The sequence below is a fragment of the Tigheibacillus halophilus genome (genome assembly GCF_042683165.1).
GTDB classification, from domain to species: Bacteria; Bacillota; Bacilli; order Bacillales; family Amphibacillaceae; genus Tigheibacillus; species Tigheibacillus halophilus.
Genome location: NZ_JBHUIZ010000006.1, coordinates 220,857 through 236,637, shown reverse-complemented (window position 1 = coordinate 236,637; position 15,781 = coordinate 220,857). Strand labels below are relative to the sequence as shown.

At 43.9% G+C, this 15,781-nt stretch carries 15 protein-coding genes and 1 pseudogene; all 16 read right to left on the bottom strand.

The window, feature by feature from the left end:
* Positions 1 to 12: 12 nt before the first annotated feature.
* Positions 13 to 1,341, bottom strand: coding sequence for a UDP-N-acetylglucosamine 1-carboxyvinyltransferase (gene murA / locus ACFSMW_RS09545; RefSeq protein ID WP_390355129.1), 1,329 nt, complete (start codon positions 1,339 to 1,341; stop codon positions 13 to 15).
* Positions 1,342 to 1,375: 34 nt separating this feature from the next.
* Positions 1,376 to 2,092, bottom strand: coding sequence for a YwmB family TATA-box binding protein (locus ACFSMW_RS09540; protein ID WP_390355127.1), 717 nt, complete (start codon positions 2,090 to 2,092; stop codon positions 1,376 to 1,378).
* Positions 2,093 to 2,378: 286 nt separating this feature from the next.
* Positions 2,379 to 2,609: a DUF1146 family protein gene (locus ACFSMW_RS09535; protein ID WP_390355125.1), complete on the bottom strand. Its 231-nt coding sequence runs from the start codon at positions 2,607 to 2,609 to the stop codon at positions 2,379 to 2,381.
* A gap of 291 nt (positions 2,610 to 2,900) precedes the next feature.
* Positions 2,901 to 3,299: a F0F1 ATP synthase subunit epsilon gene (locus ACFSMW_RS09530; protein ID WP_390355123.1), complete on the bottom strand. Its 399-nt coding sequence runs from the start codon at positions 3,297 to 3,299 to the stop codon at positions 2,901 to 2,903.
* A 102-nt stretch (positions 3,300 to 3,401) separates the two neighbouring features.
* Positions 3,402 to 4,811, bottom strand: coding sequence for a F0F1 ATP synthase subunit beta (gene atpD / locus ACFSMW_RS09525; RefSeq protein WP_390355122.1), 1,410 nt, complete (start codon positions 4,809 to 4,811; stop codon positions 3,402 to 3,404).
* Between the two features lie 90 nt (positions 4,812 to 4,901).
* Positions 4,902 to 5,759 carry an ATP synthase F1 subunit gamma gene (gene atpG, locus ACFSMW_RS09520; protein ID WP_390355121.1) on the bottom strand — a complete coding sequence of 286 codons (858 nt, stop codon included), beginning with the start codon at positions 5,757 to 5,759 and terminating at the stop codon, positions 4,902 to 4,904.
* Positions 5,760 to 5,879: 120 nt separating this feature from the next.
* On the bottom strand, positions 5,880 to 7,391 hold the full coding sequence (gene atpA / locus ACFSMW_RS09515; protein ID WP_390355119.1) for a F0F1 ATP synthase subunit alpha: 1,512 nt from the start codon (positions 7,389 to 7,391) through the stop codon (positions 5,880 to 5,882).
* An 18-nt stretch (positions 7,392 to 7,409) separates the two neighbouring features.
* Positions 7,410 to 7,955: a F0F1 ATP synthase subunit delta gene (locus ACFSMW_RS09510; RefSeq protein ID WP_390355117.1), complete on the bottom strand. Its 546-nt coding sequence runs from the start codon at positions 7,953 to 7,955 to the stop codon at positions 7,410 to 7,412.
* Positions 7,952 to 8,470, bottom strand: coding sequence for a F0F1 ATP synthase subunit B (gene atpF / locus ACFSMW_RS09505; RefSeq protein ID WP_390355442.1), 519 nt, complete (start codon positions 8,468 to 8,470; stop codon positions 7,952 to 7,954). The genes ACFSMW_RS09510 and atpF overlap by 4 nt, the downstream gene beginning before the upstream one ends.
* Positions 8,471 to 8,676: 206 nt before the next feature.
* Positions 8,677 to 8,889: a F0F1 ATP synthase subunit C gene (gene atpE, locus ACFSMW_RS09500; protein ID WP_306065339.1), complete on the bottom strand. Its 213-nt coding sequence runs from the start codon at positions 8,887 to 8,889 to the stop codon at positions 8,677 to 8,679.
* 92 nt (positions 8,890 to 8,981) lie between these two features.
* Positions 8,982 to 9,701, bottom strand: coding sequence for a F0F1 ATP synthase subunit A (gene atpB / locus ACFSMW_RS09495; protein ID WP_390355115.1), 720 nt, complete (start codon positions 9,699 to 9,701; stop codon positions 8,982 to 8,984).
* A complete protein-coding gene (locus ACFSMW_RS09490) occupies positions 9,701 to 10,093 on the bottom strand; it encodes an ATP synthase subunit I (protein WP_390355113.1) in 393 nt (130 codons plus the stop codon). The genes atpB and ACFSMW_RS09490 overlap by 1 nt, the downstream gene beginning before the upstream one ends.
* 937 nt (positions 10,094 to 11,030) lie before the next feature.
* On the bottom strand, positions 11,031 to 13,295 hold the full coding sequence (locus ACFSMW_RS09485; protein WP_390355112.1) for a S8 family serine peptidase: 2,265 nt from the start codon (positions 13,293 to 13,295) through the stop codon (positions 11,031 to 11,033).
* A gap of 101 nt (positions 13,296 to 13,396) precedes the next feature.
* Positions 13,397 to 14,530, bottom strand: a complete 1,134-nt coding sequence (wecB, locus tag ACFSMW_RS09480; protein WP_390355110.1) for a non-hydrolyzing UDP-N-acetylglucosamine 2-epimerase — start codon at positions 14,528 to 14,530, stop codon at positions 13,397 to 13,399.
* A 23-nt stretch (positions 14,531 to 14,553) separates the two neighbouring features.
* Positions 14,554 to 15,183: a uracil phosphoribosyltransferase gene (gene upp, locus ACFSMW_RS09475; protein ID WP_390355109.1), complete on the bottom strand. Its 630-nt coding sequence runs from the start codon at positions 15,181 to 15,183 to the stop codon at positions 14,554 to 14,556.
* Between the two features lie 286 nt (positions 15,184 to 15,469).
* Positions 15,470 to 15,781 (bottom strand): annotated as a pseudogene (locus ACFSMW_RS09470) (serine hydroxymethyltransferase); the annotation flags it as partial.

Here is a 15,781-nt window from a genome sequence, read left to right as displayed (position 1 = left end):
TTGACTGTATCTTTAATTCGCAGCGAAACGCTCTGAAGAAATATCTGCGGTTTCAGCCGACACCGTTTCAGCACTGCTCGCTTCATCGTTGACACGCTCCACATCAGCACCAAGCGCTGCGAGCTTGCCCGCAAAATCGACATAGCCACGGTCTAAGTGCTTCAGTTCAGTCACCCTCGTATAATCTTCTGCAACAAGGCCAGCCAGGATCAAAGCAGCTGCCGCGCGTAAATCTGTTGCCGCAACTTCAGCGCCCTGCAAGTCAGATGGCCCTTCAACAATCACACTGCGTCCTTCGATTTTCATTTTCGCATTCATGCGTCTGAATTCCTCTACATGCATGAAGCGGTTTTCAAATACAGTTTCTGTGATGACACTTGTACCCTCTGCTTTCAGCATCAATGACATCATTTGTGACTGCATATCTGTAGGGAAACCTGGGTATGGCAATGTTTTAATATCCGTTGCTTTCAACTGATCCGTACCAATGATTCTAAGACCATTTCCTTCTTCCAGCACCTGCACATTCATTTCCTCCAGCTTGGAAATCACTGGACGCAAATGCTCGCTTACAGCATTTTTAATAAGCACATTTCCGCCTGTGATAGCCGCAGCTACCATGAAAGTACCCGCTTCAATACGGTCGGGAATGATATTATGTTCTGCACCGCGAAGTTTCTCCACTCCCTCAATACGGATCGTTTCTGTTCCGGCACCGACAACTTTGGCGCCCATTTTATTCAAATAGTTAGCCAGATCCACGATTTCAGGTTCCTTAGCACAGTTTTCCAAAACTGTTTTTCCTTCAGCAAGAGCAGCTGCCATGATAATATTTTCTGTTGCTCCGACACTAGGCATATCCAGATAGATTTTCGCGCCTTTGAGACGGCCATCAACCTTAGCCTCGACAAAGCCGTTGCCAACATGAACTTCCGCACCCATCGCTTCAAAGCCTTTCAAATGCAAATCGATTGGACGCGAACCAATTGCACATCCTCCAGGCATTGCAACTTTTGCGTGTCCATATCGGGCCAATAACGGTCCCAGCACTAGCACTGAAGCGCGCATTTTTCTAACATATTCAAATGGAGCCTCTGTCGTCAATTGATTTTGCGCATCAACTCTCACTGTATTATTCTCAAACATTACATCCGCGTTCATATTACGTAATACTTCATTTATTGTATACACATCAGCAAGCACCGGAACTTCATGGATGGTACTTACTCCTTCACTGGCAAGAATACTGGCTGCGATTACTGGCAGTACTGCATTTTTAGCACCTTCTACTTTCACTTCACCATGAAGCTTTCTGCCACCTCTTACGATGATTTTTTCCATGTTACAATTCTCCTTCAGATCCAATTTCACTATATTAATATTCATTTATCAAGATAGGTGTTCCAATCTCTATTTGCTTCGTGTCTTTCTTGACTGTTGCCAGGGCAATTTGCACATTGACCGGTTTTTTATTTATGTTTAACTGATGATTCCATAGTGGTGTATACCCGTATATATGTTTATTAACCCTTGCATGAGAAATTTTGTCAGTAACTGTCTCAACTTGTTGTAAATCAATCATCTTTGTCATGTAATTTAGAAAACGTTCAAAGTCCATTATAGCATCAGGCTTCGTTTTCAGACAAGCAAATGTTTCACGCCCTTCCGAAAAAAAACGATCGACGATTTCCTTCGTACTTTTCTTGTAATTTTCTTCTGCATTCTTGTCCCATACTGAGCCCTTAATGACAGCAGTAAACTGGGGTTTGAATTGCTTCGATTTCGGAATCACAGCATTATATACTACGGAAATATTTCCCTGTTTATGTATGTTCCTAAATGAATATTTTATACTGTTTTCATTTTCTTTTCCAGTCGTTTTTGTATCTTTTCGTAATTCTGTCATAATCTCTTTCAACTTCTTTTCATTCATATGTTCTCTAATGGTCACTTCCCATTGGTCGATTGCATTTTCATCGTAGGAAGTGACTGTATCTGCCAATTGGATCATCTCGTCGGTTTCGTAACCGTCGGCAAAGGATATATGTAAAAGGAAACTGCCAGCCAATATAGAAACGATTATTTTTTTCATCAAAAATTCCCCCTCGTCCATTCTTTTTATCATTATGAACAAGGGGGAACGAATACATACCACAAAATTTGATAGCATACTAGATTCATATAAACCTTATAAGAAACTGCTATGTCTTGCTAATCCGCTGCGATATGGAATTGTAAGATGACAGAGGTTGAATCTCACAAAGTACATTGCATCTTAAGGCGCCCATCCAGAGAAATACAGCAATCGAAAAACCCGCCCCAGCTAAGTTCCCCGGGGCGGGTTCTTGGGACAGTGCCCGCAGCTTGCATGATCAAACTCAGAACATATAAACAAGCTGCTGGGACCACTGCAAAAATTCCAGGAAGAAACGGCTCACGCTGGCGCCGATGACAATTGCGACGAATAGAAGAAAAATTCTTCCCAGTGCAGGGTGGCCTTTTCGTATGATAGGATCGAAATTCACTCCTTGCATCATCCGCCATGTCAAGTAGATGAAGAATAAATGCGATATCATGCTGACTAACGCAGTTTGACCAATCGATAACATGTTAAAACTCCTTTTTGTAAATAATCAATGTAACCTTCTAATTGTGTTACTTCTTTGCGAAACAATTTCTATGTACGAAGTATATATGACACTGTGCCATGAAGAAATTTCTTTGTCAAGACAGGGATCACTGCTTGGGACTTTACTCGTTTCGACAAGCCGTGCGCAGTGTTCGATATTATTTTCATTTCCCGGGAAATATCGACGGAAATCGCTTTCCATTTTGATTACTTTTCCTAAATGACCACGAAAGCAAAAAACTCCCACAACTGATGTCATGAGAGTTTTTCTTTAGTCACGAACAACATCCAATCTGTTCATTGCTCGTTTGAGTGCTAATTCTGCCCGCCTGAAATCAATATCGTCTTGTTTAGACTGCAAGCGTCTTTCGGCACGTTCTTTGGCTTCTTTTGCCCTTTGCACATTAATTTCCGAAGGTCTTTCCGCCGTTTGTGCAAGAATGGTCACTTTATCTGGACGGACTTCCAAAAACCCTCCGCTGACAGCTAAATGATTGGTGTGATCTGCTGCTTTCAAACGGACATCCCCAATCACCAATGGCGCAACCAACGGTATGTGACCAGGCAAAATACCAAGTTCTCCGCTTTGTGCTCTGCAGCTTACCATTTCAAATTGATCCTCTAAAACCGGACCATCAGGAGTAACAACACTCACTTTTAGTGTTTTCAATGTAACCCCTCCTTATAGAAAGGGATAAAACAGGGTCCGACCTTTCCTCTCTCAAGGTAAGAGCGTGCCCTATTCTGTATCCCGATCACTTGATAGAAAATTTTACTGCATGTCTTTCGCTTTTTCGATTACCTCTTCTATGCGGCCGACAAGGCGGAATGCATCTTCTGGCAAATCGTCATATTTTCCGTCAAGCAACTCCCTGAAACCTTTGACCGTTTCACTTACAGGAACATATGAACCAGGCTGGTCGGTAAATTGTTCTGCAACGTGGAAGTTTTGTGACAGGAAGAATTGAATGCGGCGCGCACGTGCCACTGTCAACTTATCTTCATCAGACAATTCATCCATACCTAGGATAGCAATAATATCCTGCAATTCACGATAGCGCTGCAATGTTTGCTGCACTTCGCGAGCAACATCGTAATGCTCCTGACCAACAATTTCCGGGTCTAAAGCACGTGATGTGGAAGCAAGTGGGTCCACTGCCGGATAAATACCTTGCTCAGATAATTTACGATCCAAGTTGGTTGTTGCATCCAAGTGGGCAAATGTTGTTGCAGGAGCCGGGTCAGTATAGTCATCGGCTGGAACATAAATTGCCTGGATGGAAGTAACGGAACCTTTTGTAGTGGATGTAATACGTTCTTGCAGCTGTCCCATTTCCGTTGCAAGTGTCGGCTGGTAACCAACGGCTGATGGCATACGGCCAAGCAACGCGGAAACCTCAGAACCTGCTTGTGTAAAACGGAAAATGTTATCAATAAACAATAGAACGTCCTGTCCTTGTTCATCACGGAAATATTCAGCCATTGTCAATCCTGTCAGCGCAACACGCATACGCGCACCAGGTGGCTCGTTCATCTGTCCGAACACCATCGCTGTTTTCGCGATAACGCCGGAATCTTTCATTTCATAGTAGAGGTCATTACCTTCACGTGTACGTTCACCTACACCAGCAAATACGGAAATACCGCCATGCTCCTGTGCGATGTTGTTGATCAATTCCTGGATCAAAACGGTTTTACCTACACCAGCCCCACCGAACAGACCAATTTTACCTCCCTTGATATAAGGTGCAAGCAGATCAACTACTTTAATACCAGTTTCAAGGATGACTGTTTCTGTTGAGAGCTCATCGAACTTTGGAGCCTCACGGTGAATAGGGTCTTTTCGTACATCATTTGCTAGCGGTTCATCAAGGTCAATTTTTTCACCAAGTACGTTGAATACACGTCCAAGCGTGATATCACCGACTGGCACGGAAATTGCTCTGCCAAGATCTTCTACAGCCATACCGCGCTGCAAACCATCTGTTGAAGACATGGCAATTGTCCGAACAGAATTATCGCCAAGATGCAAGGCAACTTCTAATGTGAGTTCCGTTGCTTCTTCGCCATCTTTGTTATTGAATCGGACAGTTAAGGCATTGTAAATTTCTGGTAGCTGGTCATCGTCAAATTTGACGTCAACAACAGGTCCCATGACTTGTGTAACATGTCCTTTACTCATTGCTTTCCCTCCTAACGAACTTTCCTTGGAACAATGTACTGTATGATGACAGCTTTGTTCACATAAACGATATCCTGGTCGGCGTCACTGCTATTCGAGTGCTGCTACCCCGCCGATAATTTCTGTGATTTCTTGTGTAATGCCTGCTTGGCGTGCACGGTTATACGAGAGCGTCAAATCATCGATCAATTCATCCGCATTATCCGTTGCACTCTGCATGGCCGTCATGCGTGCAGCATGTTCACTGGCCTTCGCATCGAGCAAAGCACCATAAATCATGCTTTCTGCATACTGCGGCAGAATTACTTCCAAGATTTCTTCCTCACTTGGCTCATATTCATACTGGCTTCCTGATGCAGTGCTTCCCTCTACATCCGTAATCGGAAGAAGTGTCTTTTTGGTCACTTCCTGGGAAATCGCACTTACATAATGATTATAGAACATGATCAGTTCATCGATTTCTTCGTTTGCAAACATTTGCACTGATTCAGCAGCCAGCTTCTTCACATCGGAAAAATTCGGCTGATCAGGCAAGCCCAGAATACTTTTTGCAATCGGCAAATCACGTTTTCTGCAGAAATCATAACCCATCCTGCCAATCGCGATGATCGTATATTCATCAGGCGATTTGTGGCGTGCTTGGATAGTCTGGCTGAGAGCACGTAAGATACTGCTGTTATAAGCTCCGGCAAGTCCACGGTCAGCAGTGATGATCAAATAGCCAGTTTTTTTGATATCTCTTTTCACAAGCATTGGGTGATCTGCATTCGTGTGTGAGGAGATTTGTGTGACAACCTCCTGGATTTTTTCACTGTAAGGCACAAACTGATGTGCATTTAGTTCTGCCTTGTTCATTTTGGAAGCAGATACCATCTGCATTGCTTTCGTGATATGTTTCGTATTGGCTGTCGAATCAATCCGTTGTTTAATATCTCTTAGTGATGCCAAGTGCGTTCACCACCCTTCCTGACAAAGGTTGGAGCAAAAGCTGCATACAAAAGCCAATTTAAACCCTTGCTCCATTCATTGCATGTTTATATGGTTTGAATTTGCATCAATTGATTACTTTTATTGTTCAGAAGGCAAGAATGTTTTCTTGAATGATTCAACCGCGTCATTCATGTCAGCAGCTTCTGGCAGCTGTCCTGTTTCGCGAATTGATTTCAGCAAATCCGCACGGTTGTTATCAAGCCAGAGATGGAACTCATCTTCAAAACGCACAATATCTTTTACAGCGATATCGTCAAGGAAACCTTTTGTCAGCGCATAGAGGATCATTACTTGCTTCTCAACAACAAGCGGTTTATGCAGCCCTTGTTTCAGAACCTCAACTGTACGCTCACCACGGTTCAGTTTCGCCTGTGTAGATTTATCCAAATCTGAACCGAACTGTGCAAATGATTCCAATTCGCGGAAAGAAGCCAAATCCAGACGGAGTGTACCGGCAACTTTTTTCATCGCTTTGATTTGTGCTGAGCCACCTACACGGGATACAGACAAACCAGCGTTGATTGCTGGGCGCACACCGGAGAAGAACAAATCAGATTGCAAGAAAATTTGTCCATCTGTAATCGAAATGACGTTTGTCGGAATATATGCAGAGATATCGCCTGCTTGTGTTTCAACAAATGGCAAAGCAGTCAATGAACCGCCGCCAAGTGCATCACTTAGCTTCGCTGCACGTTCCAGCAGGCGTGAGTGCAAGTAGAATACGTCCCCTGGGAATGCTTCACGGCCTGGCGGACGACGAAGCAGCAAGGAAAGTTCACGATATGCTGCAGCTTGTTTAGACAAATCATCATAGACGACAAGCACGTGTTTACCGTTGTACATGAACTCTTCACCCATGGTTACACCAGCATATGGTGCCAGGAATAACATTGGCGCTGGTTCAGATGCACCGGCAGAAACAACGATTGTATAATCTAATGCTCCGTAACGGCGGAATGTTTCTACAGTTGAACGAACAGTAGATTCTTTTTGGCCGATAGCTACATAAATACAAATCATGTCCTGATCTTTTTGGTTCAGGATGGTATCCACAGCAACCGTTGTTTTACCAGTCTGGCGGTCCCCGATGATCAATTCCCGTTGTCCGCGGCCGATTGGTACAAGCGCGTCGATCGCTTTAATACCTGTTTGCAGAGGCTCATCAACTGATTTACGTGCCATAACTCCAGGTGCTGGAGATTCAATTGGACGTGTTTTTGTCGTGTTGATTGGTCCGACACCATCGATAGGCTGTCCCAATGAGTTCACCACACGCCCCACTAATTCCTCACCTACAGGTACTTGCATGATACGTCCAGTGCGGCGAACTTCATCGCCTTCTTTGATTTCTGTATATGGTCCGAGGATGACAATACCAACGTTCGACTCTTCAAGGTTTTGTGCCATACCCATGACGCCATTGGAAAATTCGACTAATTCCCCAGCCATGACATTGTCAAGACCGTGTGCACGTGCGATACCGTCACCGATTTCGATAACTGTACCGACATCGCTCATTTGAATATCAGAATCGAAATTTTCGATTTGCTGTTTAATCAGCGCGCTGATTTCTTCAGCTTTAATGCTCATACCATTTCACCCCTATCTTCAATTGTTCGCAAGTTTCATACTGCGTTCGATCCGTTTTAGCTTCGAGCTGACTGTGCCATCCAGAATGGTATTTCCCAAACGGATTTTCACACCGCCAAGAATGGAAGGATCAACGATATTTTCAAATTGGATTGTATTCTTTTGAAATCTGCCTGCAATCGTCATTCCCAATTTATTCAGTTCATCATCTGTAAGCTTGCGAACGGAATACACTTTTGCTTTAGCAGTCCCTTTCAATTCATCAGCCATATTTTCCAATGCTTCAGCCACATCCGGAACCACATTCGTACGATGGCGCTCCACAAGCAATTTTAACGTATGAATTGCTTCCTTGGATGCATCGCCGAATACAGCGTCGATGAATTGCATTTTCTTTTCGTTGGATACACTTGGATGTTCCAAAAAGATTTGCAAGCGTGGATTATCCTCGAATGCCTTTTTGATCACGCCGAATTCTTCCACTAGTTCATCCAGTTGATTGTCTTTGGTGCCGAGTTGAAAGAGAGCATCTGCATATCGATTGGCAATTACAGCTTCACTCATCGCTCTTCTCCCACCTCTTTAATATATTCATTGATCAGTTGTTCCTGATCCTGTGCATTGATTTCTTTTTCAATCACTTTGCTGGCAATAAGGATGGACAGTGAAGAAACCTGATCCTGCAATGCTTGCAGCGCACGCTCTTTCTCGTTGCGGATTTCTTCCTGCGCTGACTTTTTGATGCGGTCCGCTTCTTCACGGGCAGAATCGATAATATCCTGCTCCTGGCGTTTGCCGGCATTCTTCGCATCTTCTATCATTTTTTGCGCTTCTTGTTTTGTTTGTTTCAATTGTTCAGCTGCTTCTTTTGCAGACTTTTCCGCTTCAGCGCGGCTTTTTTCTGCAATTTCAATTTCGTTGGCAACATATTCTTCACGTTTTTGCATCATATTGACAACTGGTCCCCATGCGAACTTTTTCACCAATGCCATCAGGATGATGAAAGTGACCAGCATTACGAGCATATCCCCGACACGGAAACCGCCCAATGCTGCTCCAATTGTCATGCTTGGAATCATTGACTGCACATGTGTCACTCCTTTCACAATCTTTAAAGATCTTGAAACCCTGCTGAAGAGGCCAGTTCAAAAATCAGATCATCCTCATTTTTGATCACGCTCTTTAAACGTCAGTTCATAAACAATGGCGAAGCATGGAATACGTATCTTCGCCTTTTAAAGTTAGTGGTGCATGTACAAACATGCGCCTACACATCTGCAGTTGATTATCTAGCCAATGCAATAAAGCCGATAACGACACCGATGATTGGAAGCGCCTCTACCAAACCGATACCAATGAACATGGTTGTTTGCAATGTACCTTTCAATTCCGGCTGGCGAGCAATACCTTCAACAGTACGTCCTACGATCAAACCGTTACCAATACCTGCACCAAGTGCACCCAATCCTACTGCGATTGCAGCTGCTAATATACCCATTATAAAAGTCCTCCTCGAATTTTGTTGTTTTTTATGAATGAGTTTTTAATAGAAATTTCTATTAAAATGATTAAAACCAAGATTCAAATCCATCAATGTTCTTCGTTCACTTTATGTGAGATGTAGACCATGGACAGCATCGTGAAAATGAATGCCTGGATCCCGCCAATGAAGATACTGAATCCCTGCCATACTATCAAAGGTATGACACCTAACATGCCAATGCCCCATGTTGTTACGAGGCCTGTCAGCAACGCGAGCAATACCTCACCTGCATATAGGTTACCGAATAGTCGCAAGCCCAGTGTCAGCGTGTAGGAGAATTCTTCCAAAACTTTGATTGGGAAGAATGGAATGAAAGGTTGGAAGAAACCTTTTCCATACGCCTTTACGCCCCGCATTTTGATACCGTAATAGTGAGACATGACTAGTACCATGACGGACATGGTCAATGTGATGCCCGGATCAGCAGTTGGTGATTTCCACCATACAGTATGGCCAACAACACCAGTCGTTATGACGCCGAGCAGGTTACCTACCAAAATGAATGTAAACAGCGTCATGGCAAATGGAAGGAAGATTTTTCCCGTTTTCCAGTCCATCGTATCACTGATGATTCCTTTAACGAATTCAAGAAGCCATTCCATGACATTTTGCGCACCTTTCGGCTTCATTTCCAGTTTCCTCGCGCCATATGCGCAAAGTACCAATACGATCAGCGCTGTGACGATGACCATTATCACATTGGATAAGTTAAAATCAAGCCATGAAATTCCAAATACATTTTCCACAATCGGTGCATCGTGATTCACTACATTTCACCCCGCTTTCGTACCCTGTCCTTTTTGTTGTTGATGAAGAATTCTATTATAATGACTGGATAAGAAGTCATTAACCCAATTAACACTGCAACAAGTTGGAAATATGCCTCAAACTTGAGCGCAATCATTACAGCGATGATGGCTGCCGCAAACCTTGAAATCATACCGATTCCCTTCGCCCGCTGTTTGTCTGCCACTGCGTTCGCCAATTCCTGCGTTTTCTTTTGCAACAGGAACAGGTTATAAAAACTGACAGCACTTCCCAGCAATAGACCTAAAAAAAGACGGACGTAAGGTGTAAATGCAGCGCCGAGCAAAAATATCGCCAGCAAGTACAGCATCCATTTACGTTCGCGGATGATCATCCGATCATATTGTGACATGTTTTTACTTCCTCCAATGAAAATACGCCACTTTTGTACGCAAGCACCCATCAATTGGAAATCAAAATGAAAACAAAGAATCTCCAAACAACCTGTTGCTTCTTTTTGCATACTGCGAAAGGGATGTTGACGTGGCTGCAAAAGCATGCGCAAAACATCATTCCCCAACTGCTTTCCCTTTCGACCATGCTCTGAGTGGATATACATTTCAACATTGCTATAGCATGATATACCGATAAAAATGTTTTTGACACATAAATATGGCAGTTTAGTATGTAAACCCTATCATCCTACATTAAGAAAGTTTACATGAGCTATAGTACGATGTCAAACAGATGTCTGCCTTAATTTACAAAAATTGCAAAATAAGGTCCGACAGCAGAATCATGGCGAAAAAAAGCGAGTGATGAAGTACTTGAAAATGCAAGAATAGTCATCCAAACCAATCCGTTCGATGCAGAGCCTCCTTGATTTGTATTCATTCTTACTTTTTTGAACTTTTTGTTACATTGTCAGAAACAGTGATAAATATCACTCCATCAACACAATGCGCAAATGAATGACGGATTTCCTGATTCAGTACCAATGTTAATACTCATATTGCTTGCAGTATCACGAGTTACCCAATCTTATTATAGCGAATCGGACCATCCTGTGAGTTGACATTTTTGTGAACAAATAATGACATTTTGAGATAGGCGTACGCTTCGACTTAAAGATCTGCCGATCGCTATATGCTCAATTATACACAATCTCTGAACAGGATGGTAGACCGTTAGAAGATTTTATTAAAACGGAGCTGCATTTTCTATTGGTTCATCTGCATTCCCATACCTCAGTGAACGGTACCTGAAAGAGAAGGAAGCCAGATACTGCAGCTCCGCTAAGGGGACCAGCACCCTTGCGTGCAGCTTGAAGGGTACCGGAATCTTAATGATCAATCTTCGAAATCTACTGGTATTTCCTGTGTTTCGTAATGGCCGTCTTCTGTTTGGACAGTGAAAAGCAGTACGTATCTGCCTGATTCAGGGATCAGCTTTTTGTCCAACTTTCCCTCGTTCATTCCTTGCTCGGCATCATCCAGCATTAATAACTTGCTTTTATATAAAAGTGTGTCCGGGTCATATAGTATGGCTTGGACGTTCTTGGCTGCTTCACTCAAATAAAAACGATAGATGTACGCATCCTCTGAAAATGGCTTGAGAGAAAACTCGATTCCTCCGGCTTTCGGGCTTTCTGCTTCCTGATTGATATACAGATATGGCAAATGGAAAACTTTCTCGCCGTCCGATAAGCTTAACCAGCCTTGGTGGAGCCCTTTTTTCAGCAAAAGCGGCAGCAGATTGAGCTGGATTTTCACTTTTTTCTTTTCTTTTGGGGCCACCGTTACCGTTTGCGGTAATTGCCAATTCATCCCTTTTTGCACTTTCGGAATATCAAAATGATATGTTTTTTTTCGTTTTGATGTATTTTCAATTGTTATTTCCGCAGTATCTCTTATCGTTTTTTTTCCAGTTTTTCCAAAAGCAAGTGAACCATTATAAATGACTGTGTCCGCATGTATGGCTGCTTCAGGTTGTATTTCTCCCATGCCCTGGACATTTGCAGGAATGGTCTTTTTATTCTCAGCGTATACATTCGCGGTGGTTTCTAATGCTGCAGCAATCTTCTCATTGCTCCAGTCGGGATGCGCTTCTTTCAGCAATGCTGCTGCTCCTGATACATGTGGTGCCGCCATGCTGGTTCCCTGCAATGCTTCATAGCCATCCGGGACAGTACTGACGATATTGGTACCTGGAGCAGATACATTCGGCTTGATTTGCCAATTCACCGTTACGGGCCCTCTTGAGCTGAACGCAGCAATGCCTGCCTTCGTTTCCATCACTTTCGTATCCACATAAGGGAATTGTTCGCGGCTATAGTCTGCAAGCACTTTGCCATCTCTTTGAGAAAGCGCAGCAACAGGAATCTGCAGCGGTTCATCCTGTCGATCGTTTGATTCAACTGAGCCCTGGAAATCACCCGTTTCATTATTATATATCAGCACCGCAGCCGCGCCATTGCTTGCTGCCTGTTGCGCCAATTCTCGAAAAGGGGTTTTGCCTCTTTTGATCAGTGCTATTTTACCTCTGACACGCGAAATATCTGTTGTTACCGCATAATCCCTGTCCAAATCCCATGGCAGAGAACCGAGCATTAGACGCATATGTATTTGCTTTTGGTCTTGTTTCGTGACAAGTACTGGAACATGCTGTGCGTTGGAAGAAGCACCTACAGAGAATGATTTCACCGCTGTAGCGGGAGAGCCGACAGTCCAATTTTCTGGCCCGGTATTACCGTTGGCCGTAACCACTAACACACCCAGCTCACTTGCTTTATTGACAGCGATGCTAGTCGGGTAATCTGGTCCATTGACCGAATTTCCCAAAGATAGGTTGATAATGTCTACACCGTCCTTGACTGCTTGTTCCAAAGCCGCGATGACCTGAGCGGAAGTGCCGGAACCTCCTGGACCGAGCGCACGATACGCATAAATAGACGCATCAGGTGCGACACCCTTTAAATCACCATCTGCGGCAATAATGCCTGCAACGTGTGTGCCATGCATTGTAGGTTCACCTTGGTCGGGTTTCGTTTCCATCGGGTCGTCATCCAAATCGACTAAATCATAGCCGCCCTGATAATTTTTTTGAATGTCCGGATGGCTATAGTCTACGCCTGTATCAATGATGCCGACTTTGACACCTTTTCCTGTATAGCTGGTCGTGTTAATATCACTTGGCAAAACAGCACTTTCATCTGCCTGAAGCATATCTTTCAATTCAGATGTCATTTTCCTGCGATCCGAAGGGCTGGTATAGTTGGCATCTTGATGTTGATTTGTTTGGTAAGTATTGACAGGGTGTACTGCCTTCACAAAATCCAGGGAAGCGATTCTGGGGAGTTTATTAGGTTTTGTTTTGATTGCCAACCCATTAAACAGCGTATCATACACTGCAATCACTTTTGTTTGGGGGAAATAAGTTTGCAGATAACGCTTGTGCGCTTGTGCGTTTCCTTCTACTTCAATAATGACGGAGGTTTCACGTTCTTGTTTTTTACTGTCCTGTCGTTCCGGGTGGCTGTAGCCTGTTATTGGGGAAAGTATCCAAAAGCATAGAAAAAACACCAGCAAACGTTGAATAAAATGTGATTGGCACATAAAAAAACCCCTTTCGACGCCTAGTCTGCACCAAAAAGGGGCAAAGCATTCCAAAAAAATAGCAGGGACTTCCCCTGCCGCTGCACTACCACATTAACATTTTAATGCTTTCGTGCAGCGGGGGACTGTCCCCATTGCAAAATGGTGTCGGCAATCCGCCGTGATGCTTGTCCATCTCCATAGGGATTGACGGCTTTTGCCATTTGATCATGTGCTTTTTTATCAGAAAGCAGTTCATTTGCCATGGTATAAATTGTTTCTTCCTCTGTACCGGCAAGCTTCAATGTACCGGCTGCAAGACCTTCCGGGCGTTCGGTAGTGTCACGCAGCACGAGCACAGGCACTCCCAGTGAAGGGGCTTCTTCTTGAATACCGCCAGAATCTGTCAAAATAAGATAGGAGCGGCTCGCGAAGTTATGGAAGTCTACCACGCTTAATGGATCAATCAATTTGATGCGTTCATCGCCTTGAAGGATTTCATTAGCTGTCTGACGTACGGCCGGATTCAAATGCACCGGGTAGACAACCATGATATCATCATGTGTCTGCACAAGTCGCTTGATAGCCCGGAACATGCTCTCCATATTCGAACCAAGGTTTTCGCGGCGATGAGCAGTCATGAGCACCAGGCGTCTGCTGCCAATGTCATCCAAAATTGGATGATGGTAATCTGGATCAACCGTAGTCTTCAGGCTATCAATGGCAGTATTACCGGTAACAATGATCGATTCATCGGCCTTGTTTTCCTGGAGCAGATTTTGTCTTGCCTGTTCTGTTGGGGCAAAGTGCAAATCAGCGAGCACGCTAGTTAACTGGCGATTGACCTCCTCTGGATAAGGAGAAAATTTATTCCAGGTTCTGAGTCCTGCTTCTACATGGCCAACTGCAATCCGGTTGTAAAACGCAACAAGCGATGCGGTGAATGTTGTACTTGTATCTCCATGTACAAGGACCATGTCCGGTGCAGTTTCTTTCAAAATTTTTTCCAGCCCGTCCAATACACCTGTCGTGATTTGGGATAGTGACTGTCTGTCTTTCATGACATTCAAATCGAAATCTGGCCGGATACCAAAAATGTCAAGCACCTGGTCAAGCATTTCCCGATGCTGGGCCGTTACGGTGACAATAGGCTCAAATACGTCAGAACGTTTTTTCAGTTCCAAAACGAGCGGTGCCATTTTAATAGCCTCCGGCCTCGTTCCGAAAATGGCCATCACTTTCATGCGTCGATTCATTTACAACACCTCAAGTGTTCGTATTATTTCGTGCCGAACAAGCGATCTCCGGCATCACCAAGTCCCGGAATGATATATGCATGATCATCCAGCTTTTCATCCAATGCCGCCAGATAAATGTCAACATCCGGATGAGCTTCCTGTATTTTTTCTACACCTTCAGGCGCTGCAATCAAGCACATCAGCCGGATTTGCTTTGCACCGCGTTTTTTCAAGGAATGAATGGCATCATTGGCCGACCCGCCTGTGGCAAGCATCGGATCAATGACGATCAGTTCACGTTCAGAAATGTCTTTAGGCAATTTTATGTAATATTCCACAGGCTCCAATGTTTCCGGATCCCGATAAAGACCAACATGTCCTACACGAGCCGCAGGAATCAGCTTCAGCATGCCGTCAACCATTCCGAGACCTGCGCGCAATATTGGAACCAAGCCGATTTTCTTTCCAGCAAGCACTTTTGCTTTTGTTTCCACGACCGGTGTATTGATCGTTGTTTCTGCAAGTGGCAGGTTTCTGGTGATTTCAAACGCCATCAACATAGCCACCTCATCAACCAGCTCCCGGAATTCCTTTGTACCCGTATTTTTATCACGGATGTATGTCAGCTTATGCTGAATTAGTGGATGATCCAATACATATACTTTACCCATTTCAACCGCTCACTCCTTTAGTTTATTTGTGATCTTCCAGCTTATATGCTGATATAGGCCAAAAAGCCCGGATAACAGTTAAAGTTGAAGCAAACCCTCCAACTTTGTTAAAACTGTCCTTAAAAATTTACATCTCTCAAATTGTACTGAAAAACAGACTACGATTCAAGTATATAGAAACAGACACGTTGCAATCCTTGCTTATCGGTGAAGACCACGAGCTATTTGTACAATAACACTAAAAAGAATGCCCGACATCCAATGATGGGGCATTCTTTTCGTTTCATCAAGCATACGCATATAGCGGGAATCGGGCAGTGATGTCCGAAATTTGCTGGGCCAGTTGGTCCAACACAGCTTGATCTTCTGTATTCTTCAAAGCTTCAGCAATAATCGCTGCGATGTTTTTCATTTCTTCCTCTTGGAAACCGCGAGTTGTGACAGCTGCAGTGCCTATGCGGACACCACTGGTGACAAACGGGCTCTCTTTATCGAATGGAATCGTATTCTTATTCGTTGTGATACCAATATCATCCAACACTTTTTCCGCGGTTTTGCCTGTGAGGCCAAGCGCGGATACATCCAATAGAAGCAAATG

What these genes read in the sequence shown, in the direction of transcription:
- atpE (WP_306065339.1), bottom strand. Translation starts at nt 8,889, where the DNA reads ATGGGTATATTAGCAGCTGCAATCGCAGTAGGATTGGGTGCACTTGGT.
- murA (WP_390355129.1), bottom strand. Translation starts at nt 1,341, where the DNA reads ATGGAAAAAATCATCGTAAGAGGTGGCAGAAAGCTTCATGGTGAAGTG.
- atpF (WP_390355442.1), bottom strand. Translation starts at nt 8,470, where the DNA reads ATGATTCCAAGCATGACAATTGGAGCAGCATTGGGCGGTTTCCGTGTC.
- ACFSMW_RS09485 (WP_390355112.1), bottom strand. Translation starts at nt 13,295, where the DNA reads ATGTGCCAATCACATTTTATTCAACGTTTGCTGGTGTTTTTTCTATGC.
- ACFSMW_RS09540 (WP_390355127.1), bottom strand. Translation starts at nt 2,092, where the DNA reads ATGAAAAAAATAATCGTTTCTATATTGGCTGGCAGTTTCCTTTTACAT.
- atpA (WP_390355119.1), bottom strand. Translation starts at nt 7,391, where the DNA reads ATGAGCATTAAAGCTGAAGAAATCAGCGCGCTGATTAAACAGCAAATC.
- upp (WP_390355109.1), bottom strand. Translation starts at nt 15,183, where the DNA reads ATGGGTAAAGTATATGTATTGGATCATCCACTAATTCAGCATAAGCTG.
- wecB (WP_390355110.1), bottom strand. Translation starts at nt 14,530, where the DNA reads ATGAATCGACGCATGAAAGTGATGGCCATTTTCGGAACGAGGCCGGAG.
- atpD (WP_390355122.1), bottom strand. Translation starts at nt 4,811, where the DNA reads ATGAGTAAAGGACATGTTACACAAGTCATGGGACCTGTTGTTGACGTC.
- ACFSMW_RS09510 (WP_390355117.1), bottom strand. Translation starts at nt 7,955, where the DNA reads ATGAGTGAAGCTGTAATTGCCAATCGATATGCAGATGCTCTCTTTCAA.
- ACFSMW_RS09490 (WP_390355113.1), bottom strand. Translation starts at nt 10,093, where the DNA reads ATGTCACAATATGATCGGATGATCATCCGCGAACGTAAATGGATGCTG.
- ACFSMW_RS09535 (WP_390355125.1), bottom strand. Translation starts at nt 2,609, where the DNA reads ATGTTATCGATTGGTCAAACTGCGTTAGTCAGCATGATATCGCATTTA.